Here is a 22,732-nt window from a genome sequence, read left to right as displayed (position 1 = left end):
CCCTTGCTCGTCATTGGTCCGCCACCAGCGCGTCGCCGACATACGCGCGGAAGTGGCGGATGCGTCCCGCCACGCCATCCGGGCCCTGGCGCGGCACGTAGCGCAAGCCCGCGACTTCCATCGGCCGGCCCAGGTCGAGCACGAGCCGGTGCGGATACGCATCGCCCTTCAGCGCCGTGATCCAGTAATCGCTGTTCTGGCCATTGATCGCGTTCAGCGCGCCGCCGTCTTCCTTCGTCGCTTCCTCGCTGTCGACCCAGGCGATGGTCCAGTTGGATTGGTCCAGCAGCTTGCCGTCCTTGTCCAGCAGGGCCAGCTCGGCCACGGCAGCATACGGCTTGCCGTCGAACGCGTCCAGCGCCTCCAGGCAGAACTGGCGGCCCGTTGCCGGCGCGGCGAAGCGCACGTCCTGGGTCTGCGAACCGGGCGCGAATTCGCCCTCGTGCACGGGTTTCACGCCGTCCAGATGCGGCCGCGCGGTGCTCGGAGGACGGGGAAAATCGCGTTCGCGGTGCAGCTGGTCGAGGATCGGTTCGGCCAGGCCCGCGATCGTCGGCGCGCCCTGCCCGCGCGGTCCGGTCAGGTCCAGCACGACGACCTCGTTGCGGCCCTTGCGGATCCACGGTCCCGGCAGATACATCGTCTGTGTGGGGCCGATGCTCCAGAAGCGCCCGAGGCAGCGGCCGTTGATCCACACGACGCCCTGGCCCCAGGCCGACATGTCGAGAAACGTATCGTCCGTACGGGCGGCGTCGAAGCTGCCCCGGTAAAACGCGGCGCCCTTCCCCCGGCCCTTCTTGAACGCGAGCGGCGGCAGCACGCCGTCCGCGTCGAAATCGATGGCGCGGATTTCCCAGTGTTCCAGCGGCTGCGCGGCGCCGCCCTTCGGCGTGAACGTCACGGGGCCGTGGATGCCCTTGCGGTCGTGGACTTCGGGGCCGAAGTTCACGCGCGCGATCGTGTACAGCAGGATCTCGAGCGTCGCCGGCTTGCCGCGGGCCGGGACGTCGACCTTGTAGCGGCGGTAGCGCGTGTCCAGCGTGCCGACCGGCTTGCCGTCGAGACTGACCCACGCCAGGTCGCGGGCGCGCGCCACCTCGACCACGCCCGCCGCGCCGGCCGGCAGGGTCACGCGATACGAGACGAGCCCGCGGCTGATGTCGTACTGTTCGATCGGACGGGGCGACACGTCCTGGATCGCGCGTGCCGGCAGCGCGGACTTCACGGCGGCCGATTCCGCCAGCGCGAACGGGGGAATCGTCATCACGGGCATGCGCGGGGGCGGTGCCGGCAGTTTTTCGCCCGGCGCCAGGAACGGCGTGATCGCGGCGCGGTAGGCGTCGAATTTCTCGCCGATCCAGCCCGCCTCGCCGATCGGCGCGTCGTAGTCGTAGCTCGTCGTATCGGGCCGGAACGGGCGGTCGCAGCCGCCCCACAGGCCGAACGTCGTGCCGCCGTGCGCCATGTACAGGCTGAACGAACCGTTCGCCTTCAGCATCGCGGCGATATCCTTTGTCGCGCCCTCGACGCCGCCGCGGCGGTGCGGCGAACCCCACGTGTCGAACCAGCCGGAATAATATTCGCCGCACATGCGCGGGCCCTTCTGCACGGCGTCCAGCGCCTTGAACCCGGCGGCCGGGTCGCTGCCGAAGTTCGCCACCGAGAACAATTCGGGAATGTGCGTGCGCGCGACGGCGTTCGTCGGATTGCACTGGAACAGCGGCACGTCGAAGCCGGCATCGAGCAGCGCCTGGCGCAGCACGCGCAGGTAGCCCAGGTCCTCGCCGAAGAAACCGTACTCGTTCTCGACCTGCACCATCAGGATGTTGCCGCCCTTCGTCACCTGCATCGGCCCCAGCACCCGCCCGACCTCCTTCAGCCAGCGCCGCGCGGGCGCTAGAAAAGCCTCGTCGCGTGTGCGCAGGAAGGCGTCGCCGTCGTGCTTCAGCAGCCACCACGGCAAACCGCCCATCTCCCATTCCGCGCAGGCGTAGGGGCCGGGGCGCAGGATCACCCACAAGCCCTCTTCCTGCGCAAGCCGGCAGAACTCCGCCGCGTCGCGCTGCGCGGCCCAGTCGTAGCGGCCCTCGCGCCACTCGTGGTAATTCCAGAACAGGTAGGCGCACACCGCGTTCAGGCCCATCGCCTTGATGGTCTTGAGGCGGTGCGACCAGTACTCGCGCGGCACGCGTGCGAAGTGCATTTCGCCGCAGCGGATCTGCAGCGGCGTCCCGTCCAGCAGGAAGTTCCGGTCGTCGATCGCGAAGCGGTGCGAGACGGCCGCGTGGATGGTGCCGCTGAACGGAAGCAGGGCTGCGCCCTGCAGCAGGCGCCGGCGTTGGAAACTGATGGTCATGTCGTCGTCGGTAAAGGTCGAGAATTACAGCTTGCCGCGGATGCCGATCTTGATCGTGCGGCCGTCGTACTTCGCATAATCCATGCGCGTGCGGTGGCCGTCGCCGTACTGCCCGGTCGCGTCTTCGAAGTAATCGTACGACAGCGTGTTGGACAGGTTCAGCGCATCGACGCGCAGTTCCAGGTTCTCCGAGAGTTTATAGCTGATGTTCCCGTCCAGGTAGCCCCGTGCGGCGCGCCAGCGGATCAGATCGTCGCCGTTGTTCTTCGGATTATCCCCGTGCAGCGAGCGGCCCTTGTAGTTGTACGAGAGGCGCATGGCCAGGGGGCCGCGCTCGTAGTAGGTCGTGAAGCTGTACGCGTACTTCGGCACCGAGTTGACCTGGATTTCCTTGCCGGCGTTCGTGATCCACTTCTGGCTGTTGAACGGGTCGATGTGCGTATAGCTCGCCAGCGCGCCCAGGCCCCTGAACGGGTCGGGCAGGAAGTTGAAGTCCTGCTGGTACGCGAGCTCGTAGCCTTTCAGCGTCTGCTGGCCCGCGTTGCCGTAGGTGCGCAGGGTCATCGGCAGGTTCGGATCGACGTGGCCGTTCTTGTCCTGAAAGATCGCGCCCAGCGCCGTGTCGGGCAGGCCCAGCGCGCCGAACGTCGTCTGCGTCGTGCTCGAGACGGTGGCGTCGGTCAGCTCTTTCTTGAAGTATGCGGCCGACAGCACGCTGCCCGGCTTGAAATACCATTCCAGGCTGGTGTCCAGGTTCTTCGATTGCTGCGGCTTCAGGTTCGGGTTGCCGGCGGTGGCCGTGTTGTCGAACGGGTTCGGGATGACGGTCTGCGCGGCGATGATCGACAGCGACGCGCGGCTGATCGTCTTGCCGTACGAGGCGCGCCAGATCAGGTCTTCCGTCAGGTCGTACGCGGCGCTGACGGCCGGCAGCACGTTCGTGTACTTGCCGTGTTCCTGGTTCGGCAGATAGGTATTGCCCGCGCCGGACTTCTTGAAGTTGGCGATGCCCAGCTTCGTCTCCGCCCAGCGTACGCCGGCGTTGATGCGCAGTTCGCGCGCGAGGACCTCGCCCTTGAAGTCGGACTGCGCGAAGCCCGTCGTGACCTTTTCTTCGGCGCCGAAGCTTTGCGCCGGCGTGAACGTGGCGCCCGTGTTGTAGGCCAGCGGATCGAACGTGCCGATGGTGTAGCTGCGCGTGAAGGTGCCGAACTGGTGCGGCCACCCGTCGCCCATGTCCAGGTTCGAGATCGGCAGCTTCGACACCATGCCGGAACGCAGGCCGGCGTCGCCCAGCTGGTTCAGCGTCTTCGTCATGTCGGACGTCGCGTTGCGCTTCTCGACGCCCTTGGTCGTGTCGACGTACACGATGCCGCCCTTGAAGTGGCCGGTCCAGCCGCCCCACAGGTCGTAGTCCTGGTCCAGCACCAGGCGCGCCTGGCGGCCCTTGTCCGTCTCGCGCGTCCAGCCCGTGTTGACGCCGAAGCCCGTGAAGTTGGCGGGGTTCGTGTAGTCGACGGGCGAGGACATCGACGGGTACACGTGGTCCGAACCGTAGTCGATGGTGGAATCGACGCCGAAGATCTGGCCCGACAAGGTGTCCTGGTAGCTCGTCGCGTCGCTGTTGTTGGCCGACAGCTGGCCGGTCAGCACGGTGCCCTTTTTGACTTCCCAGCGGCCGTTCAACGCGAGGTAGCCGAACTTCGTCTTGTCGTCGCCGTACGTGACGCCGCTGCTGTACGACGTATTGCCGAAGGTGCCCGTCAGCAGGTCGGACGCGGGATCGATGTGCACGTTCAGCGGGACGAGGCCGTTGTGGCCCGTCTGGCCGGCAGGCGCGTTGCGGTTCGTCGTCTTGCTGTTGCGGATCAGGATGCCGTAATACAGCTCGTCGCGGCTGTTCTTCAGTTGCGAGGCCAGGCCGTCCAGGCTGAGATTCAGGCCGCCTTCCTTGAACTGCAGCGACGTCACGAGGCCGTCGCGCGAGCGCCGGTTCTGCGAGCCGTAGAAGCGGTAGATTCGCGGCAGCAGCGCGTTGTCGATCTGGTCGCGCGTATAGCCCGACAGGTTCGCGCGCGGGTCGTCGTAGTCCAGCTGCATGGCGAAGTTGCCCAGCACGGGCGAGGCGCTGCCGCGGCGCGAGCTGTTGTAGCCGCCCGTCGCCTCGAAGCCGGAACGGTTGTTGACGGCCTTCGAATGGGCGACGCCGGCCAGGAAGCCCCACGGGCCCCACGTGTTCGAATACAGCGCGAAGCCGCTCGGATCGGTCTTCTCCGACATCGTGTTGTACGCCGCGGTGACGGCGTAGCGTACGGTGCGCTTGGGGTTGTCGAACGGGCGCGGCGTCTGCAGGTCGACGACGCCGCCCATGCCGCCTTCCGTCAGCTCGGCCAGCGGGGTCTTGTAGAAGTCGACGCGGCCGAACAGTTCGGACGCGAACACGTCGTAGTTGAAGCCGCGCGCCGCGCTGCCGATGGTGCTGGTGGACGTCGTGTTGACGGGCGCGCCGTTCAGGGTCGTCACCGAATATTCCGTCGGCAGGCCGCGGATGGAGATGCGCTGGCCTTCCGCCGAGCTTTCGTCGCGGTTCAGGATCACGCCCGGCACGCGCTGCAGCGACTCGGCCACGTTCGCCTCGGGGAACTTGCCGATGTCCTCGGCGACGATGGAATCGCGCACGCCGATCGCCTGCTGCTTGAGGTTCAACGCCTTCTGCAGGCTGGAACGGAAGCCCGTCACGACGACGGTCGTCGCGGCGGGAGCGTCCGCCGCCGGCGGGGCCGGCTCGGCCGTCGGGGCGGCGGGTTGCGGCGTGTCCTGGGCCAGCGCCTGGTTCCCGTATGCCGCGGCCAGCGCCACCGGCAGCAGCGTGGCGAGCAACTTCTTGTTCATCTTGTCTCCATTCTTGTGTCGTTATTGGACCAGTTCGTGCCGGGCTGGGGCATAGTCGCTTAGTCTTTACGCCGGCCGATGGTCACGTTACCACAAGCGATTATTAATCGGCAATAGCATACGAACGGCGGCAAATCCTGCGTAAGCCCTTGTTTTTACAGGGAAAGCATCGATGTTTCGGCAAACTCCCTGTCTTGTTGTGGCGGCAGGCATATTAAACAGTCATACCTTTGACGAATTTTGTGATGTACGTTGTCTCATTAATCCGTCAAACTCCCCGTCATGCGTAAAGTCAGCAAACTCAGTGAAGTCGCCCGGCTCGCCGGCGTCGCGCCGATCACGGCGTCGCGCGCCATTCGCGGCGAAGGTTATGTATCGGCCGAAGCGCGCGAGCGCATCCTGGCCGCCGCCGCGCAACTGCACTACACGCCCGACCCGTTGGCGCGGCGCATGCGCGGCGACCGCAGCCGGCTGCTCGGCGTGTTCGTCAACAACTACGGCCCCGTCGTGCTGCACGAGATCATCCGCGCCCTCAGCACGCATGCGCGCGCCGAGGGCTACGACCTCCTGCTGTTCAACGCGGAACGCTTCGACAGCCCGGACCGCATGGCCACGTGCGACCTGCTGGGCAAGCTGTGCGACGGCCTGCTGCTCGTGATGCCCTGCGCGGACGACCGCTACCTGGAAGCCATCGAGCGCCAGCAGCTGGCCAGCGTCGTGCTCTGCTTCGATGCGCGCCCCGTCGCCGTCCCCGTCGTGGCGGCGGAAAACCGCCTGGGCGCGCGTACCGCCGTCGACCACCTGCTGGCGCTGGGCCACCGCCGCATCGCCTACATCGCCGGCAATCCGGGCACGGGCCAGAGCGCGGAACGCGAGCGGGGCTACCTCGATGCGCTCGCGGCGGCCGGCATCGCGCTTGACCCCGCGCTCGTCGTCAACGGCGCGTTCGTGCAACCGGGGGGTTACGCGGCCACCGAACAGCTGCTCGCCCTCCCCGTTCCGCCCACCGCCATTTTCGCGGCCAACGACGAGATGGCGTTCGGCGCCATGGACGCCATCAACAGCCGCGGCTTGAGCGTCCCCGGCGACATCTCCGTAATCGGCTACGACGACATCCCGACGGCCGGCTGCGTGTTCCCGAAACTGACGACGATGCACCAGCCGTTCGACGCCATCGCGCAATATGCCGTGCGCGAAGTGGTGGGCATGATTGCGGGACGGTCCACGGAACCGGCCCGCATCGCCTTCCCCGCGAAGCTCGTCGTGCGCGGTTCGACGGGTCCCGCCGCCGGCGTCACGCCGACGACGCCGCGCCGACCCTCCCGCGCGCGGCGCGCGACAACCGCCGGAACGTGACGACGCTGGCGAGCGCCAGCAGCGCCCCGGCCAGCAGGGTCAGGCCGTAATCGTGGCTCGTCGAATCGAGCATGGGGCCGAGCAGAAAACTCAGCGCGATGTTCGACGTGGAGAACAGCACGCGCTTGGCGCCGTCGAACTGCAGGAAGCGGGCGCGCGGGAACAGCACCATCGGCAGCGACGCGGCCGCCGTGTAGTAGGTGCCCGCCACGACGACGTGCAGCACGTAGACGACGGCGAAACTGTGCAGGTCTTGCACGGCGAGGAAACCGCCGCACGCCACGCACAGGTACAGCCCCATCGTCCACACCGTGACGCTGGCCGCGCTGTAGCGGTCGACCAGCCAGCCGATCACGGACGACAGGCCGATCGACAGGGCGTAGGACGTCGCCAGCAGCTTGCCCAGCTGCGCCTTCTCCATGCCCAGCGATTCCGCGTACAGCTGCGAGAAGGTATTGAACGGCATGAACGTCAGCTCGGACGCCGTCAGCGCGAGGAACACGAGGAGGAAGTAACGGTCGGCGAAGCAATCGCGCCAGTAGGCCCGGCCCATCGCGCGCCACGTCAGCGGACCCTGGCCGTCCACCGCGGGCGGGCCGTATTCGCCCTCCTTGATCCGCACGCACATCAGCATGCAGGCGATACCGAAGAACAGGCCGATGCCGAGGAAGACTTCGCGCAGATGGTGTTCCGTGAGGCGGAAGACCCAGAGATTGAACAGGATGCCGGCGATCAGGCTGACGATGCGAAAAGCCCCGTAGAAGCGTCCGAGCACCGTGCGCGGCACGATGTCGTTCACGAGACCCGCGTACAGGGCCACCGTGACGAGCGCGACGCCTTCGAACACGGTCCAGAACAGGCAGAACCACGCGAGCACGCACGCGTCCGCGCCGGGCGACATCGTTCCCAGCAGGCGGTCGGTGACGCGGCCGAACGCCGTGCAATTCCCCAGCGCGGCGAGCGCGAGCGCGGCGACGGGCGTGATCCCCAACAGGAACGGCAGGCGCCGCCCCCAGCGGCTGCGGAAGCGGTCGGAGCGGAAGCCGACGATGGGCACGAGCACGCAGCCGAGCAGCGCCGGCAGCGCCGACACGAGCACGGCGATCATCGTGTCGCTGGCGTGGTGCTGCCGCAGCAATTCCATGACGCCCGGGATAGCCGAGCGGTCGCGGAAGGCGATGGCGAATTCGCCGAACAACAGCCAGAACACGACGATGGCGAGGCCCGCCACGGTATAACGCAACGAACCGGCGGCGTAGGCGCTTTTGTCTTCCAACATGGACGCGTTTCCCACTAACAAGAGCTAAAGCATCGCGCCAGCTTAAAAAAACTGCAAGCTTTTTAATTCGGGGTCAGAAAATTCGGGGTCAGAGCCCTTTTTGGTGCACGATCTTTGACGCAATTTTGCTTAGCGGCCGGGCCGGACGGCCCCATCGCCGTGACGGTGCCACGGCTCGAAACCGCAGAGTCGTTGCAGACTGGACATTGACCGAAATTGGGCTCTGACCCGAACCTGCGAACCTGCCATCCCAGGGCAGGCCGAGCACGGGCGCGCGGCCTGTCAAGGAGGGAATCAGTGGGCGAGCTTCGCCATCTCGGACGCCGCCAGCAGCACGGCGCCCACGCCGAAATGCGCGGTCGAATCGCGGTCCACGACCTGGCCGGGAATGGCGCGGTCGCCGATCGGCTGCACATAACCTACCTTGCCGTCCGGCTGGACGGCGGTATGCGTCAGGTAATCCCAGCCGCGCGCGGCCACGGGCAGATAGGTTGCGCGGTCCAGCAAACCGTTGTTGAGTCCCCACAGCATGCCGTAGGTGAAGAACGCCGTGCCGCTCGTTTCCGGTCCCGGCGCGTGGGCCGGGTCGATCAGGCTGCGCGTCCAGTAGCCTTCCGGACGCTGGATGTCTTTCAGCGTCTGCGCCATCGCGCGGAAGCGTTCCTCGAACATGGGGCGGTACGGGTCGGTGCGCGGCAGGTCCGCCAGCACCTTGGCCAGCGCGGCGAACACCCAGCCGTCGCCCCGCGCCCAGAAGTCCTTCCTGCCGTTGACGCTCTGGTGCTGCGGGTAGACGTAGCGGGCGTCGCGGTAATACAGGTGCGTGTCGGCGTCGTACATCAAGCCGTTCGCGTACTGGAAATAGGCGACCATCTTGTCGAGGTAGCGCCGGTCGCCCGTCAGCTTGTACATCTTCGTCATCACGGGCATCACCATGTACAGGCCGTCCGCCCACCACCAGTAATCGACGCGGTCGGTGCCGATCTCGTAGCCCATCACCTCGCGCGCGCGGGCGACCCGGCGCGGATCCTGCGGGCCCAGGCGGTACAGGTCCAGATAGCTCTGGAAGCACACCTGCCAGTCGCCGAACAGCACGTGGTCGTCCGTCTCGCCGTACGTGAGCTTCCATTGCGACTTGTCGTCGGACTTCGCGCCCTTCCAGCCGTTGTACTCTGCCCAGCGCTCGGAATACTGCCGGTACGCCTCGTTGCCGGTGACCTCGTACGCGGCCAGATTCCCCGTGTGGTACACGGCCACGTTCCAGAACGACCATTCCGTCGCCGGCGTCGCGCGCTGCCAGTAGCCGTTCACCTTGTCGATGACGGCCAGCGCTTCCGCGCGCGTCGGGACCGCGGGATGTCGTTCCTGCGCCGGCGCCGCCGCACGGTGGTTCGGCATGTCCGCACACCCGCCCAGCAGCAGGCCGCCGGCCAGGATGCCCGCCATCACTCGCTTGTTCAATTGGACTCCCTCGGATTCATATCGCTATCGTTACGGCCAGGTCGCCCGCGGAAAGCGGCTGCGTGGACGCCAGCTTGACGCGGTACAGCGTGGCGCCCCATTCGTGTTTCAGGCCCGCGTCCGCCAGCGGCAGCGGCTCGACGCTTGCCCCCAACGCGCGCGCGTCGAACTGCAGGCGCACGGTCCGGCCGCCGGCCACGGGCAGCGCCACGATGCCCGCAAGCGCCGCGTCGGGCCGGCGCGGCGTCATGAAGACGAGCGTCACGGGGGCGGCGCGGGACAGCCGGAACGTCTCGCGCAGCGTCACCGCGCCGGCGCCGCGGTCCAGCGCGACGCGGCGCTCCCAGGCCTCGATGCCGGCCTCCGGACCGTATGCCGTGGCCAGGTCCATCGTCATGCCGGTCTCCTTGCCGTCGTCGTCGACGCGCACCCGGCCCGCCCGGTCGCGCGCGTCGCGGCCCCGCTGCATCCCGCCGCCGACGAGCGGCAGGTTGTGAAAGCCCGACTGCATGGTCCAGATGGTGTAGCGATCGCGGCCGAACGTCTGCGCGGTATAGGCTTCCACGCCCGGATCGACGAACACGGGCAGGCCGTCGTGAAAGACGATGAAGCTGCCGGAGTCGTGGTGGCCATGGCTGCGCGCATTCGACGCCGTCTGCACGGCGAGGAAGAATCCCTGCGCGGAGCCGGCCTGCGTCCGGGTCGTCATCAGGCCCAGGGCCGGATACCACGCCGCGCGCTGCAGCGCATCCCGGCCCTTCGTGGCGCGCATCCGCGCGACCTCCAGCACGTCGGCCACGTCGCGCGCGAGCCGGCCCTGGTCGGAGAGCACGATGCCGCGCGCGGGCGCCCGGAACGCGCCGAACGCGGCCAGTTCGCCGTCGCCGGTGGCGCGGCCGAAGCGGTGCAGCAGCGGCGGCGAATGACGGACCTTCGCATGCGCGTCGCCGTAGTTTACGAACCAGTCGCCCGCCACGTGTACGTCCAGCACGTAGTGCCCCATGCGGCGTACGAACGGGTCGTCCGCGAGAGCGGCGCCGCCGCCCAGCGCGCCCTCGAGCGCCATCAGGCTGTCCAGATAGGGGCCGGCGGACACCGTCCAGTAGCCGGGTCCTTCCTCGCAGGCGCCGTCGTCCGAATAATCTTCCAGGAAGCGGTCCAGGCAGCCGCAGATCTTGAGAGTGGCCGCGATGCGGCGCTCCGGGTCCGGCTCCAGCAGCAGGTTCGCCTCCAGCCAGCTCGACGCGATCCACGACGTCCAGTTGTTCAGCGGCTCCTTGCGCTGATTGTTCGCGACCGTCAGGCCCATCCACTTGAAATCGTCGCGCTGCCAGCCCGGATCGAGGATGCGCCGTTTGACTTCCGCCGCGATGCGCGCCGAAAGCCGCGGCGACAGCGTAGCAAGCTGCGCGCCCAGGAGGTAGTGGACGTACGCGAGCGTCACGCCCGTCTCCGCCGCGAACAGGTCGATCACGGGTTCGGCCGCATCGGGCAGGCCGACGCCGCTTTTCTGCATGCCGCTGTGCGCCGGCAGGCCCCAGAAGGTTTCCTCGCACACGTGCCAGACGCCGTCCGCGATCGCGTGCAGATAGCGGCCCCGGCCCTGCACGCATTCCGCCAGCACGAGGCCGGCGAGCCGGCTGCGGCGCTCGAAATAGCGTTGTTCGTAGTGCGTGCGCTTGCCGTTTTCCGCGAATTCGAGGAACAGGCTGGCAGGCAGCTGCGGCCACTCGGTGCCCAGCCACGCATCGGCGCGGGCGATGAGCGCCTCGGCCACATCGGCCGGCACCTGCGACCAGGCGGCGCGGTCGCCCGCCTGCGGATAGGGATGCCAGGCGTCCGCCGGCGCCAGGTGCCGCCGCAGCAGCGCCTCGTCGACCACAGTGCGCAGGTAGCGCTTGGGCACGCGCGGCGCCTGCGCCACGCCGCCCTGCCCGGCCGGCGCCGTGCCGAGGCCGGCCGCGCCCGGGCGCGGCACGACCGCCAGCGCCAGCGCACCCAGGCCGCAGGTCAGCGCATCCCTTCGATTCATGTCGTCTCCGTGATAAGGTGAGACAACGTTACCACTCGCATTGGCAAAAGACAATAGAATTTCGATCAAGAGCTTGGTCGAAACGTAGGGAGGGATCGGATGGTAACGATGCCATCCAGGCGCCGGTCAGCGCCCTGTTCAGCCCTTGTGCGCGGGCCCGGTGGAGTCGCGGATGACGAGGCGGGCCGGCAATTCGATGCGGAACCCGTCGGCCCGTCCGGTGCGCATGGCATTGACCAGTTCCGCCACGGCCCGGATCGCGATCTCGTTGAGCGGCTGGCGCACGGTAGTCAGCTTGGGATGGACGAAGGCGGCGCGGATCACGTCGTCGAAGCCGACGACGGAGACGTCGTCCGGAACCTTCAGGCCGGCGGTGGAGAGCGCGTCCAGCGCGCCGAACGCCATCGCGTCGTTGGCGGCGAAGATGGCGGTGGGCGGATGCGGCAGCGCGAGCAGCGCCTGCGTCTCGACGAAGCCGCTCGCGTCGTTGAAGTCGCCCTGGCGCTGGTAGGCCGGCTCGATCGCGATGCCGGCCGCGCGCAGCGCATCCTCGTAGCCGCGCTGGCGCTCCTCGCTCTGGCCCGTGAACGACGTGCCCGCGATGAAGGCGATGCGGCGGTGGCCCAGCCCGAGCAGGTGCTCGACGGCGGCCCGCGCCGCCAGGCGGTTGGAGCCGAGGACGACCGGCAGGTCGATCTGGCGGCCCGCGAAGCTCACGAGGACGCACGGGGCGTGGGCGCGTTCCAGCCGGTCCAGCAGGCCGTCGTTCGAATCGGGCAGCAGCAGGAGCAGGCCGTCGCACAGCTTGCGCAGCATCTCCGCGGTGCCGGCGCGGCGCGCGTCGTCGAAGTGGTCGGCGTTGAAGACGATGAGGTCGAAGCCGAGCCGGCGCGCCTCGTCGTTGAGGGCGCTGAGCAGTTCGTGCATCACGAGCGAGCGGAAGCCGTTCACGAAGACGCCGATCAGGCCAGAGTTACCGCCCCGCATCTTCTGCGCGATCATGTCCGGCGTATAGTCCAGCTTTGCGGCCGCCGCGAGCACGCGCTCGCGCGTCTCCTTCGCCACGCGGCCGACGCCGCGCAGCGCGCGCGACGCCGTGATCAGCGACACGCCCGCCTCCTGCGCCACTTCCGTCAACGTACTGGTTTTCTGCATCCCGATTCCGAATCGCCGCCCTGGAGCGCAAGGCTCCAACGTTACCTGATTGATGTCGAACAGGCAAGGCCGGCAATCGGTGCCCGCGTCAGTGGGCGCCCACCCGGGTGCGCAGCGCGGGATCGCCGCTCTTCGGTTTGTTGCGATCGGATGCCAGCTTGACGAGCAGGGCCGCCATCGATACGAGCGCCGCCGCTGCCACGACCATGAACACCTGGCCGAACGGCAGCTGGCGCCGCGCCAGCTCCGCCACGAGGAACGACCCGGCAATGCCGCCGAAGCGCCCGATCCCCAGCATCCACGCGACGCCGGTGGCGCGGCCCTGCGTCGGATAGTACGCGGCCGCCAGCGCCGGCAGCGACGACTGCGCGGTGTTCATCAACGCGCCGGCGACGAACACCGTCACGGTCAGCAGCCCGACGTCGCCGGCCACCTGGCCGATCGTGAACACGGCCAGCGACGTGAGCGCGAAGCCGCTGGCGATGACGCGGTTGGCGTCGTAGCGGTCCATCAGCCAGCCGAACAGGATCGCGCCCACGCCGCCCAGCGGGAACAGCGCGGCGATCAGGGTGGCCGTCCGTGCGGGCAGGCCCGCTTCCTTGAACAGGATCGGCATCCAGTTGATCAGCGCGTAGAAGATCACGAGGCCCATGAAGTAGGCGAGCCACAGCATGACGGTGCCCACGACGTAGGCGCGCGCGAACAGCACGCCGAAGCCGCCGCCGGACGGTTGACCAGCGTGCTCCGCCATCACGTAGCGCGTGGCCTCGGCGCTCGAGGCGTGGATGCGGCGCAGGACCGCGCGGATCCGGTCGGCGGGAGCGCCGCGGGCCACCATGTGGCGCACCGATTCCGGCAAGGTGAACGCCATCACGAGCAGCAGCGCGGCCGGCGCGATGCCGCCCAGTGCCAGCACGCTGCGCCAGCCCCACTGCGGGATCATCCACGCGGCGAGGAAGCCGCCGCACGCCGCGCCCAGCGGGAAGCCGCAGAACATCGCGTTCGTGATGACGGCGCGGCGGGCGTCCGGGCAGAATTCGCTGATCAGGGTGACGGCATTGGGCATCGCCGCGCCCAGGCCGATGCCGGTGACGAAGCGCAGCACGGTCAATCCTTCGAGGCCCGTGGCGAAGGCGGAGGCGCCGCACGCCGTGCCGAACACGAGGACGGAAGCCAGCAGCACGACGCGGCGCCCGAGACGGTCGGCCAGCGGCCCGGCGACGAGCGCGCCCGCCGCGAGGCCAAACAGCGCCGCGGACAGCACCGGCGCCAGCGCGGGCTTGCCCACGCCCCACTCTTTCAGCAGCGATGGGGCGATGAAGCCGATGGCGGCCGTGTCGAAGCCGTCCAGCAGGACGATGACGAAGCACGTGGCGAACACGAGCCACTGGTAGGGCGAAAAGGGATGGCGGTTGATGAAGGCCTGGACGTCGAGGTCCTGATGGTTCATGGTTGTCTCCGATGGGCTGCGGGGCCGGCTGGGCAATGGTCGGCTGTTGGTCGCCGTTGTCCGATCCAGCTTAGCGCGGCCCCGTTCGATAGTCAACCACATGTGCGATAACCGAACAACCACACCGCCCGGCGCGCCTGCCCGCCTTTGTCCTTCCGTTCTTGCACGCTTGTCGGTTAGTTGCAGATAACCGAAGGGATCAGCGCACCCATGGAGAATTCAGCAGAATGGTGCACATATTCCCCCGCTCGAAATGCGGATCCCTGAACGTGAGGAAATCGTCGTTGAAGGTCCCGAACGTCGTCTCCGGCCGCCGCCTGAGTCCCTCGTAGAACGTATCGATGACGCCGCTCGCGAAATCGTCGCCGCGCGGGTGCGCCGCCAGCACCGCGTCGCGTTCCGCCGCCGTGAACGCGGCGTAGCCGCGGCCCGCCATGTCCATTCCCGCCCCCGCCTGGACGAGGCTCGCCTTCGGGTGCATATGCTCGGGAATGCCAGGCGTCGTGTGCAGGGCGACGGCCAGCCAGACCTTCTCGACGTCGCGCGCCGCGATCCCGTGGCCGCGCAGGAAATCGCGCGCGGCGTTCGCGCCGTCGACCTCGAAGCGCAGCCGGCTGCCGTGGTAGTGCGGCGTGATGCCGATGTCGTGGAACATGGCGGCCGCGTACAGCAGCTCGGGGTCGAACGGGAGTCCCTGCCGCCTGCCCGCCAACGCGCCCCACCAGTACACGCGGGCGGAATGGTGGAACAGCATGTCGCTTTCCGTATCGCGGACCAGCTGCGTGATCTCGCGGGCGATGCGGCTGTCCGGCAGCCGGATGCCGCCGATGTCGGGCGTGTTCATCGCGCCTGCGGCAGCACCAACGGCTGCTCGCCCTCGTCCAGCACGAACACGGCAAGGAGCCTGGCCGGCTTGTCCTTGCTGGCATTGCGCGTCACCCGGTGCCGGGCGCCCGGGTCCTCGTACCAGCCCTCGCCCGTCCGGTAGGCGCGGGGCGGCGCGTCGTCGACGGCGCTGACGATGGCGCCGGACAGCACCTGCGCGTAAATGAACGCCGAGCGCGGATGCGTGTGCGGCGGCGCGGAAGCCCCCGGCGGGAACGTCACCTCCACCGCGACCAGCGCCTTGCCGGGGACGTTCGGCAGCGCGCGGTGGAACAGCGGCTTCACGGTTTCCTGCGACCCGCGCGCACCGGCCGGGAACGATACCGCGGCCAGCAGCACGAGGCACGCGCAAGACATCATCCGTTTCATCACGCCCCTCCTCAACGGGCCGCCGCGGCCGGGACCGCGCGAAAGCTGATGGCCATGCGGTTGTACGCGTTCATCAGGCCGATCGCGATGGTAAGGTCGGCCAGCTGCTGCTCGCCGAACACGCCTGCGGCGGCGGCATACGCCGCGTCCGGCACGCCCGTGTCGGCCACGCGGGTCACCGTCTCGGCCCAGGCCAGCGCCGCGCGCTCCGTGGCGCTGAACAGGCCGCCCGCTTCGCGCCACGCGGGCACCAGCACGAGTTTGTCGACGGTGACGCCTTCCTTCAACAGGTCGCGCGAATGCATGTCGATGCAATAGGCGCAGCCGTTGATCTGCGATACCCGCAGGTAGACGAGGTCGACGAGGACCTTGGGCAAGCCGCTTTGCAGCACGTGGCCGTACACGCCGCCGAGTGCCTTCATGCCGGCCGGGGTGGCCGCGTTGTAATCCATGCGTTGCGTCATCTTGTTTCTCCTTGAACGGCTCATGCCGCAGGCGGATCATGCGCCTCCAGGTGGCCAGAAAACAGTGCCAAGTTCGATCATTTTTAATGTACCATCGGCCATGACCCCGCTCTCCATCGGCCTCGACCGCGTCAAGAAAATCCCCCTCGCCACGCAGATCTACGCGGCCATCCGTGCCGCGATCGAGTCGGGGCAGATTCCGGCGCAGGCCAAGCTCCCGTCCTGGCGCGACCTGGCGGCCCAGCTGGGGGTCTCGCGCGGCACAGTGCGGCTGGCCTATGAACGCCTGATCGACGAGCAGCTCGCGACGAGCTTCGGCGCCGCCGGCACGCGCGTCGCCGACCGTCCGGCCGCAGCCGGCACCAAAGAGCGCGCCGCCGAGACGGCGCCGATGCCGGACCTGTTCCACGCCTTCGGCGCGGCGCCGCTGGCGTTCCAGATGGGCGTCCCGGCCCAGGACGCGTTCCCGTATAAACTGTGGTCGCGCATGCTGGCGCGCGCGGCCCGGCACACGGCGGCGGCGCCCGTCGGCTACCCCGATCCGCGCGGCGACCCCGACCTGCGGCGCGAAGTCGCGGCGTATCTGGGCATCGCGCGCGGCATCCGCTGCAGTCCCTCGCAGGTGTTGATCACGGCCGGCTTCGCGGGCGCGCTGGGGCTCGTGCTGCGCGCGCTCGGGCTCGAAGGCCAACGCGCCTGGTTCGAGGACCCCGGCTTCCCGCTGACCCGCACCGCCCTGGCGCTGGGCGGGATGGCGGTGACGGCCGTCCCCGTCGACGCGGAAGGACTCGACGTCGCCGCCGGCGTGCGGCGCGCGCCGGACGCCCGGCTGGCCGTCGTGACGCCCGGCCAGCAGGCGCCGCTCGGCATGACGATGACGCTCGCGCGCCGGCGCGCCCTGCTCGACTGGGCGCAGGCCGGCGGCGCGTGGATCGTCGAGGACGACTACCTGAGCGAGCTGCAGCTGGAAGGCCGCGCGGCCCCGGCGCTCGCCTCGCTCGACCACGGCGGCCGCGTGCTGCACATCGGTACGTTCAGCAAGACCATCAGCCCCGCGCTGCGCCTGGGCTTCCTCGTCGTGCCCGTGGCGCTGGCGCGCCGGTTCGGCGACGTCGCCGCCTGCCTCGCGCCGGCGCCCGGCGCGCCCATCCAGCGCGCCGTCGCGGGCTTTCTCCAGGAAGGCCACTACCTGCGCCACCTGCGCCGGATGAAACGTCTGTATGCGGCCCGGCGCGCGGCGCTGCTGCGCTGCCTGCACGACGAGGCGCGCGACGCGATCACCGTGCAGGCGACGGCCGGCATGGCGGTCGTCGCCCGGCTGCGCGACGGCGTATCCGATGTCGACGTCGCCGCGCGCGCCCTGCAGGCCGGGATGGCGCCGGTGCCGCTGTCGCCGTGGTACGCGCACGAGCCCCGGACGAGCGGTCTGCTGCTGGGCGTGACGAATGCCGGTGAACACCGTCTCGCGGCCGATTGCCGCCGCCTGGCGGACCTCGTGCGCGGTGCGTGAGATTGTTGCAATGACAAAATCGTATGGCGGCCGACGTTTTTAACAATTGACAAACTATTGTTCAATCGGAAATACTTTCCGGCATGATCGAACTGAATGCCATCCGCAAGACCTACCGCCTGGGCGGCAGCGACATCCATGCCCTCGACGGCATCGACCTGCGCGTGACGCGGGGTGAATTCGTCGCCATCATGGGGCCGTCGGGCTCCGGCAAATCGACCTTGCTGAACGTGCTGGGCGGCCTGGACCGTCCGGACAGCGGCCGCTACCGCCTTGCGGAGGACGAGATCAGCACCCTCGACGACGACGCCGCGTCCGCCGTACGCAACCGCCGCATCGGCTTCGTGTTCCAATCGTTCCACCTGCTGCCGCGCCTGACCGTGCTGGAAAACGTGCTGCTGCCGCAGCGCTACGCCCGCGAGCCCGACCCGGACGCGCCCGGCCGCGCGCGGGCGCTGCTGGAACGCATCGGCCTCGGGCAGCGCCTCGATCACCTGCCGGGCCAGTTGTCCGGCGGGCAGCTGCAGCGCGCCGCCATCGCCAGGGCCCTGTTGAACCGGCCGGACCTGCTGCTCGCGGACGAACCCACCGGCAATCTCGATTCGAACAGCGCGGCCGACGTGATGGCCCTGCTGCGCGAACTGCATGCCGGCGGCCAGACGCTGGTGCTGGTCACCCACGACCCGGCCATCGCCGCCAGCGCGCAGCGCACCATCCACCTGCGTGACGGCCGCGTGGCCGCCGGCCAGCCGTGAAGCGGCGCACCATCCTCCTGTCGTGCGCCCTGCCGGTGCTCGCGGCCGCCGTCGCCGTGTCCCACGCCTATACCGCCGCCAAACCGCCCGCCGCCGCGACGCCGGCGCTTGCCACGAACGCCGAGCCGCGTCCCGTCCTGCTGACCGGCGAGGTGGAAGCGCTGGATTCGCAGACGATCTTCGTGCCGCCGTCGAACAGTGCGCCCATCGTCCTGCGCACCTTTCTTCCCGAAGGCACGCAGGTCAAGGCGGGCGACGTGGTCCTGCGCACCGACGGCGGCAACACCAATATCGACCAGCTCAGGATCGAACGCGAACGCGCCCGCGCGAAGGCCGACAGCGAGACGGCCAACCTCGACATCACCGCCGTCGAGGCGGAGAAGGCGCTGGTCGGCGCGCAGGCCGCGCTGGACAAGGCGAAGGTCGACGCGGCGCTGCCCAGACAGCAGATCGCGGCGCTGGACTACGACCGCCATCAGGCCGAATTGGACCGCGCCACGCGCGACCTCGCGATCAAGCAGGACAACCTCAAAAATGCCCGCGCGGCCGTCGACCGCCGCAAGGAAGACGGCGCGCTCGAAATCAAGAAACTGCAGATCAACGAAGCCTTCCTGATCGCCCAGCTGGCCCAGTCGCAGGTGCGGGCCACGCGCGACGGCGTCGTGGTGCACGGCTACAGCCCGTACAACGGCGAGCGGATGGACGAAGGCTCGACGGCATGGCCGGGCAATGCGGCCGGCACGGTGCTGGGCAACGGCCGCATGGTCGTCACGGCCTGGGTGCTGGAAGCGGACCGTCCATGGCTGCGCGACGCCCAGGCCGTCAGCGTACGTTTCGACGCCCTGCCCGGCATCGCGCTCACCGGTACGCTGGCCAGCATCACGAGCGCACCGGAAGCCCGCCCGCGCTGGGGCCTGGGACGCTATTTCCGCGCCAGGATCGACCTGCCGGAAAATCACGGTCTCCCGCTGACGGCGGGCATGAGCGTGCTGGTCGAGCCGCTGGCGCAGGGTGCGGCCGCGGCGGCGACGCTGCCGGTCAAGGCCGCCGCCGCGGGCGCGTTGACGATCGAGGGCGAGATCGCGTCGCGCCGGACGTTCTCCGTGGCGCCGCCGTCCATTCCGTACGTCTGGCAATACAAGCTCGCGTTCCTCGCGCCCGAAGGCATGATGGTGCAGGCCGGCCAGCCCATCGCCGTGTTCGAAGCGACCGAGGTGACGACGCGCATGATCGGGCTGCAAAGCACGCTCAAGGAACGCGAGCGGACCCTGGACAAGCTGCAGCTGGACCAGCTCGAGGCCGACCGCGCCGGCGTGCTGGCGCAGGCCGAGGCGCAGAGCAATGCCGAGAAGGCCGAGCGCAAGGCCGGCCAGCCGAAGGAATTGATCCGCCGCGTCGACTACGACAAGCTCGTGATCGAACGCGCCGAGAAGGCCCGGCTGGCGCAGCTGATGCAGGCCCAGAACGAAGCGCAGCGGCGCGCGCGCCAGGCCGAACGTGCCGGCCTGCAGTCGGAGGTGGCGCAACTGCGGGCGCAGATCGCCGACCTCGCCAAGGGCCAGGCGGCGCTCACCGTGCTGGCGCCGCGGCGTGGGCTCGTGCTGCACCGGATCAGCTTCAACGGCAGCAAATTCACCGTCGGCAGCCAGGTCTGGATGGGCTTGTCGGTCACGACGCTGGCCGATCCGGAACAGTTGGGCATCGACGCCAAGGTGCCGGAAGCGCAGGCGGCGGGCGTGCAGGTCGGCCAGGCGGCGCGCGTCACCGTGAGCGGATCGCGCCAGGCGCTGGCGGCGCGCGTGACGGGCCTGGGCCGCGTCTTCCACAGCAAATCGGCGGCGCAGGCGCTCGTCGTGCGCGACGTCCAGCTCGAATTCGACGCGCCGCCCAAAGACCTGAAGCCAGGCGCCGCCGTCCAGGTGGAACTGCTGCCGGGCGCGCTCCAAACCGTGGCGGCCGCCGCGCCCCAGCCATGAGACCTCCGATGCCGCATCTCTACGCCGCCGCCGCGCTGCTCGTGGCCGCCCTGCTGTCCGGCTGCGACAGCGCGGCGCCGACGGCCGCCGGTCCCGGCGAGACCCTGGCCGCGCGCGCGTGGACCGAAACCCTCGACGCCGACGGCGAGATCAAGGCCGCCACCGACACGCCGCTGGCGGTGCCCGGCAGCGCCTGGACGACCCGGGTGCTGGTCGACATGGTGGCCGACGGCAGCAGCGTCACGAAAGGCCAGGTGGTGGCCCGCTTCGACGCGCCGCAAGCGCGCGCGGAACTGTCGCAGGCCGACATCGAACTGCTGCGCAAGACGCTGGCCGAGGAAGCCAACCGCCAGAACGCGGCCGTCGAACGCGGCGTCCTGGCCGGCGACCGCGCCAAGGTCGAGGACGACCTCGGCCTCTCCCGACGCTATGCCGGCGTGGATCTTTCCGTCTTCGCCCGCAACACGATCCTCGATGCGCTGGCCGACGTCGGCTTCCTCACGCAGAAGCGCACCTACCTGGACTGGAAAGGCGGCCAGGTCCAGGCCCGCACCGCCGCGCAGGACGCCGTGCTGCGCTCGCAGCGCGACAGCGTGCTGCAGAACGCCGCGCAACAGCGCACGAGCCTGGAATCGCTGGAACTGGTGGCGCCGCACGACGGCGTGTTCCTGCTGGCCGCGCGCTGGGACGGCACCAAGGCGCAGGTCGGCGCGAACCAGATGGCCGGCGAGCCGTTCGGCGCCCTGCCCGATCTCGACCAGCTCGTGGCCCACTTCAGCGTGGCCGAGGGCCAGGCGTACGGCCTCAAACCGGGCCTGCCCGTGCGCGTGCGCCTGGCCGGCACGGGAACCGAACTGGATCTGCTCGTGACGCGGGTCGGCAGCAGCGCCAGCACGATCTCGCCCGAATCGCCCGTCAAGTACAGCGACTTCGATGCCGCCGTCCCGACCGGCACGGCGCGCAAGCTCGGACTGAAGCCTGGGCAGGCGCTGCACGGCGCGGTGCAGCTGGTGAGCAAGGCCGCCGCGCTGACGGTGCCGAACATCGCGCTGGTGCAGGACGGCGCCGCCTACGCCGTGTACACGATCGACGCGGGCGTCCCCGTCAAGCACAAGGTCGAACTGGGCCTGCGCGGCCCGGTGCGCAGCGAAATCAAGAGCGGACTGGCGTCCGGCGCGCGCATCGTGCTGCTGCCGCCCAAGGACAAGAACACATGAACCGTGCACTGTTACTCGAAGCCGTCGCCGAACTGCGGCGGCGCAAACTGCGTACCGGCCTGACCTTGCTGGGCATGATCTTCGGCGTGGGCGCCATCGTCGCCATGCTGGCCGTGGGCGAAGGCAGCAAGCGCGAGGCGCTGCGGCTGGTGGCGGAACTGGGCCTCGACAACGTGCTGGTCGAGAGCAAAGGCATCGAGGCCGAGCAATTGAAGGACGTGCGTACCCGCTCGCTGGGCTTGTCGGCGGCCGACGGCGCCGCGGCGCTGTCCGTCGTGCCGGGCGCCCGCTCGGTGGCGCTGAAAAAAGAGATCAAGGTCGACCAGCTGGTCGTCGGCACGCAGGTCGTGAGCGGACGCGCCTTCGCCGTGTCGCCGGGCTACGCGGAGCACGGCGGCCTGACGATGCAGGCGGGACGCTGGCTCGCCCCGCCGGATGCCGCCACCCTGGCCCCCGTGTGCGTGCTGGGCGCCCGCCTCGCGCACACGCTGTTCGGCGCCGCGCCGGCCGTCGGACGGCGCGTCAAGGTCAACCACGTGTGGCTGCAGGTGGTGGGCGTGCTGGCCGACCGCACGCCCGGCAAGTCCGAATTCGAAGGCGTCAAGCTGGGGCTGGACGACGAGCGCCTGTTCGTGCCATGGGAAACGGGCCGCGCCCGGTTCGGCTTCCACCGCATCGAGGACGAGGTGGACGGCATCAGCGTGCGCCTGGACGGCAAGGTGGCGCCGGACGACGCGGCGCGCGTGCTGCAGGCGCTGATCCGCCAGCGCCACGGCGGCGTGGACGACACGGACCTCATCGTGCCCATGGGCCTGTACCGCCAGAACCAGCAGACGCAGCGCATCTTCACCATCGTCATGAGCTCGATCGCGGCCGTGTCGCTGCTGGTGGGCGGCATCGGCATCATGAACATCATGCTGGCCAACGTGCTGGAACGCCGGCGCGAAGTGGGCCTGAAGCGGGCGCTGGGCGCGCGCCGCCGCGACGTGGTGGAGCAGTTCCTGGCCGAGGCGCTCGTGATCGCCGTCAGCGGCGCCGCGCTGGGCCTGGTGCTGGGCGCCGTCGCCGCCTACAGCATCGCGGCGCTGGCCGGGTGGTCCGTCGCGTGGTCGCCCGTCAGCCTGCTGCTGGCGGTGCTGGCGTGCGTGGCGGTGGGGCTGGGCTTCGGCGTCTATCCGGCGCGCCAGGCCGCCGCGCTGGACCCGATCGCGGCCCTGCGCAGCGACGGCTGAGCGGACGTCAGTCCATGTGGAACACGGGCTCCATCATCGCCCAATGTTCGCCTTCCTTCCGGCTGGCCAACGGCACCTGGCACGGACTGCAGAACGTCCACCAGCGCTGCGTTTCCGGATCGGCCGCGATCTGCTGCATGTCGCCGTTGAAGTCCGTGCCGTGGTATTCCCAATACCCGAACAGCACGTTCTCCGGCTCGCGCAGGAAGATCGTGTAGTTGCGCACGTTGGCTTCGCTTAGCCGGGCCAGCACCTGCGGCCAGACGGCCGCGTGCAACGCCTTGTAGTCCGCGATCCTGTCCGGCGCGATGCCGATCATCATTCCCATTCTTTGCATGTGACA

Annotated in this window: 17 protein-coding genes; 6 read left to right on the top strand and 11 right to left on the bottom strand. The window is 69.2% G+C overall.

The genetic code is table 11. The features are described from left to right. Positions 1-10 precede the first annotated feature (10 nt). Together BVG12_RS31260 and BVG12_RS31255 are read right to left on the bottom strand one after the other, a co-directional pair. Positions 11-2,356 (bottom strand): beta-galactosidase, encoded by a 2,346-nt coding sequence (locus BVG12_RS31260; RefSeq protein ID WP_075795811.1) that lies wholly within the window; start codon positions 2,354-2,356, stop codon positions 11-13. 24 nt (positions 2,357-2,380) lie between these two features. Next, positions 2,381-5,248, bottom strand: a complete 2,868-nt coding sequence (locus BVG12_RS31255) for a TonB-dependent receptor (protein ID WP_075795810.1) — start codon at positions 5,246-5,248, stop codon at positions 2,381-2,383. A 282-nt stretch (positions 5,249-5,530) separates the two neighbouring features. Between BVG12_RS31255 and BVG12_RS31250 the strand changes: the two genes are divergently transcribed. Then, on the top strand, positions 5,531-6,604 hold the full coding sequence (locus BVG12_RS31250; protein ID WP_075795809.1) for a LacI family DNA-binding transcriptional regulator: 1,074 nt from the start codon (positions 5,531-5,533) through the stop codon (positions 6,602-6,604). On the opposite strand, the gene BVG12_RS31245 is transcribed toward BVG12_RS31250, so the two are convergent. From BVG12_RS31245 to BVG12_RS31210, 8 genes are all read right to left on the bottom strand, one after another. After that, positions 6,543-7,883, bottom strand: coding sequence for an MFS transporter (locus BVG12_RS31245; RefSeq protein WP_075795808.1), 1,341 nt, complete (start codon positions 7,881-7,883; stop codon positions 6,543-6,545). The genes BVG12_RS31250 and BVG12_RS31245 overlap by 62 nt on opposite strands. Positions 7,884-8,177: 294 nt before the next feature. Further along, a complete protein-coding gene (locus BVG12_RS31240; RefSeq protein WP_229503764.1) occupies positions 8,178-9,344 on the bottom strand; it encodes a glycoside hydrolase family 88/105 protein in 1,167 nt (388 codons plus the stop codon). A gap of 16 nt (positions 9,345-9,360) precedes the next feature. Then, on the bottom strand, positions 9,361-11,376 hold the full coding sequence (locus BVG12_RS31235; RefSeq protein WP_075795806.1) for a heparinase II/III family protein: 2,016 nt from the start codon (positions 11,374-11,376) through the stop codon (positions 9,361-9,363). Between the two features lie 138 nt (positions 11,377-11,514). Further along, a complete protein-coding gene (locus tag BVG12_RS31230; protein ID WP_075795805.1) occupies positions 11,515-12,531 on the bottom strand; it encodes a LacI family DNA-binding transcriptional regulator in 1,017 nt (338 codons plus the stop codon). Positions 12,532-12,619: 88 nt separating this feature from the next. After that, positions 12,620-13,981, bottom strand: coding sequence for an MFS transporter (locus BVG12_RS31225; protein WP_075795804.1), 1,362 nt, complete (start codon positions 13,979-13,981; stop codon positions 12,620-12,622). A 199-nt stretch (positions 13,982-14,180) separates the two neighbouring features. Continuing rightward, positions 14,181-14,825: an HD domain-containing protein gene (locus tag BVG12_RS31220; RefSeq protein ID WP_075795803.1), complete on the bottom strand. Its 645-nt coding sequence runs from the start codon at positions 14,823-14,825 to the stop codon at positions 14,181-14,183. After that, entirely contained in the window at positions 14,822-15,235 is a 414-nt protein-coding gene (locus BVG12_RS31215; protein WP_075795802.1) for a cupin domain-containing protein, read from the bottom strand. The genes BVG12_RS31220 and BVG12_RS31215 overlap by 4 nt, the downstream gene beginning before the upstream one ends. A gap of 11 nt (positions 15,236-15,246) precedes the next feature. Then, the gene (locus BVG12_RS31210) at positions 15,247-15,699 is read right to left on the bottom strand and encodes a carboxymuconolactone decarboxylase family protein (protein ID WP_075795801.1); all 453 of its coding nucleotides are present in this window, start codon (positions 15,697-15,699) and stop codon (positions 15,247-15,249) included. Positions 15,700-15,799: 100 nt separating this feature from the next. Here BVG12_RS31210 and pdxR point away from each other — a divergent pair, with 100 nt between their 5' ends. From pdxR to BVG12_RS31185, 5 genes are all read left to right on the top strand, one after another. Next, positions 15,800-17,209, top strand: a complete 1,410-nt coding sequence (pdxR, locus tag BVG12_RS31205) for a MocR-like pyridoxine biosynthesis transcription factor PdxR (RefSeq protein WP_075795800.1) — start codon at positions 15,800-15,802, stop codon at positions 17,207-17,209. Between the two features lie 83 nt (positions 17,210-17,292). Next, positions 17,293-17,964: an ABC transporter ATP-binding protein gene (locus BVG12_RS31200; protein ID WP_075795799.1), complete on the top strand. Its 672-nt coding sequence runs from the start codon at positions 17,293-17,295 to the stop codon at positions 17,962-17,964. Continuing rightward, complete coding sequence (locus BVG12_RS31195; RefSeq protein WP_075795798.1) at positions 17,961-19,940, top strand: HlyD family secretion protein; 1,980 nt, start codon at positions 17,961-17,963, stop codon at positions 19,938-19,940. The genes BVG12_RS31200 and BVG12_RS31195 overlap by 4 nt, the downstream gene beginning before the upstream one ends. Positions 19,941-19,948: 8 nt before the next feature. Next, positions 19,949-21,157: an efflux RND transporter periplasmic adaptor subunit gene (locus BVG12_RS31190; RefSeq protein ID WP_075795797.1), complete on the top strand. Its 1,209-nt coding sequence runs from the start codon at positions 19,949-19,951 to the stop codon at positions 21,155-21,157. After that, positions 21,154-22,389, top strand: coding sequence for an ABC transporter permease (locus BVG12_RS31185; RefSeq protein ID WP_075795796.1), 1,236 nt, complete (start codon positions 21,154-21,156; stop codon positions 22,387-22,389). Before BVG12_RS31190 ends, BVG12_RS31185 begins: the two co-directional genes overlap by 4 nt. Before the next feature lie 7 nt (positions 22,390-22,396). On the opposite strand, the gene BVG12_RS31180 is transcribed toward BVG12_RS31185, so the two are convergent. Next, positions 22,397-22,726: an L-rhamnose mutarotase gene (locus BVG12_RS31180; RefSeq protein WP_075795795.1), complete on the bottom strand. Its 330-nt coding sequence runs from the start codon at positions 22,724-22,726 to the stop codon at positions 22,397-22,399. Between the last annotated feature and the right edge of the window lie 6 nt (positions 22,727-22,732).

Source organism: Massilia putida, assembly GCF_001941825.1.
In the GTDB taxonomy this organism is placed as follows: domain Bacteria; phylum Pseudomonadota; class Gammaproteobacteria; order Burkholderiales; family Burkholderiaceae_D; genus Telluria; species Telluria putida.
This window is presented reverse-complemented; position numbering and strand designations above follow the sequence as displayed.

Bases quoted from the DNA above. Each gene is read 5' to 3' on its own strand.
- BVG12_RS31260 (WP_075795811.1), bottom strand. From the start codon at position 2,356: ATGACCATCAGTTTCCAACGCCGGCGCCTGCTGCAGGGCGCAGCCCTG.
- BVG12_RS31255 (WP_075795810.1), bottom strand. From the start codon at position 5,248: ATGAACAAGAAGTTGCTCGCCACGCTGCTGCCGGTGGCGCTGGCCGCG.
- BVG12_RS31250 (WP_075795809.1), top strand. From the start codon at position 5,531: ATGCGTAAAGTCAGCAAACTCAGTGAAGTCGCCCGGCTCGCCGGCGTC.
- BVG12_RS31245 (WP_075795808.1), bottom strand. From the start codon at position 7,883: ATGTTGGAAGACAAAAGCGCCTACGCCGCCGGTTCGTTGCGTTATACC.
- BVG12_RS31235 (WP_075795806.1), bottom strand. From the start codon at position 11,376: ATGAATCGAAGGGATGCGCTGACCTGCGGCCTGGGTGCGCTGGCGCTG.
- BVG12_RS31230 (WP_075795805.1), bottom strand. From the start codon at position 12,531: ATGCAGAAAACCAGTACGTTGACGGAAGTGGCGCAGGAGGCGGGCGTG.
- BVG12_RS31225 (WP_075795804.1), bottom strand. From the start codon at position 13,981: ATGAACCATCAGGACCTCGACGTCCAGGCCTTCATCAACCGCCATCCC.
- BVG12_RS31220 (WP_075795803.1), bottom strand. From the start codon at position 14,825: ATGAACACGCCCGACATCGGCGGCATCCGGCTGCCGGACAGCCGCATC.
- BVG12_RS31215 (WP_075795802.1), bottom strand. From the start codon at position 15,235: ATGAAACGGATGATGTCTTGCGCGTGCCTCGTGCTGCTGGCCGCGGTA.
- BVG12_RS31210 (WP_075795801.1), bottom strand. From the start codon at position 15,699: ATGACGCAACGCATGGATTACAACGCGGCCACCCCGGCCGGCATGAAG.
- pdxR (WP_075795800.1), top strand. From the start codon at position 15,800: ATGACCCCGCTCTCCATCGGCCTCGACCGCGTCAAGAAAATCCCCCTC.
- BVG12_RS31200 (WP_075795799.1), top strand. From the start codon at position 17,293: ATGATCGAACTGAATGCCATCCGCAAGACCTACCGCCTGGGCGGCAGC.
- BVG12_RS31190 (WP_075795797.1), top strand. From the start codon at position 19,949: ATGCCGCATCTCTACGCCGCCGCCGCGCTGCTCGTGGCCGCCCTGCTG.
- BVG12_RS31185 (WP_075795796.1), top strand. From the start codon at position 21,154: ATGAACCGTGCACTGTTACTCGAAGCCGTCGCCGAACTGCGGCGGCGC.
- BVG12_RS31180 (WP_075795795.1), bottom strand. From the start codon at position 22,726: ATGCAAAGAATGGGAATGATGATCGGCATCGCGCCGGACAGGATCGCG.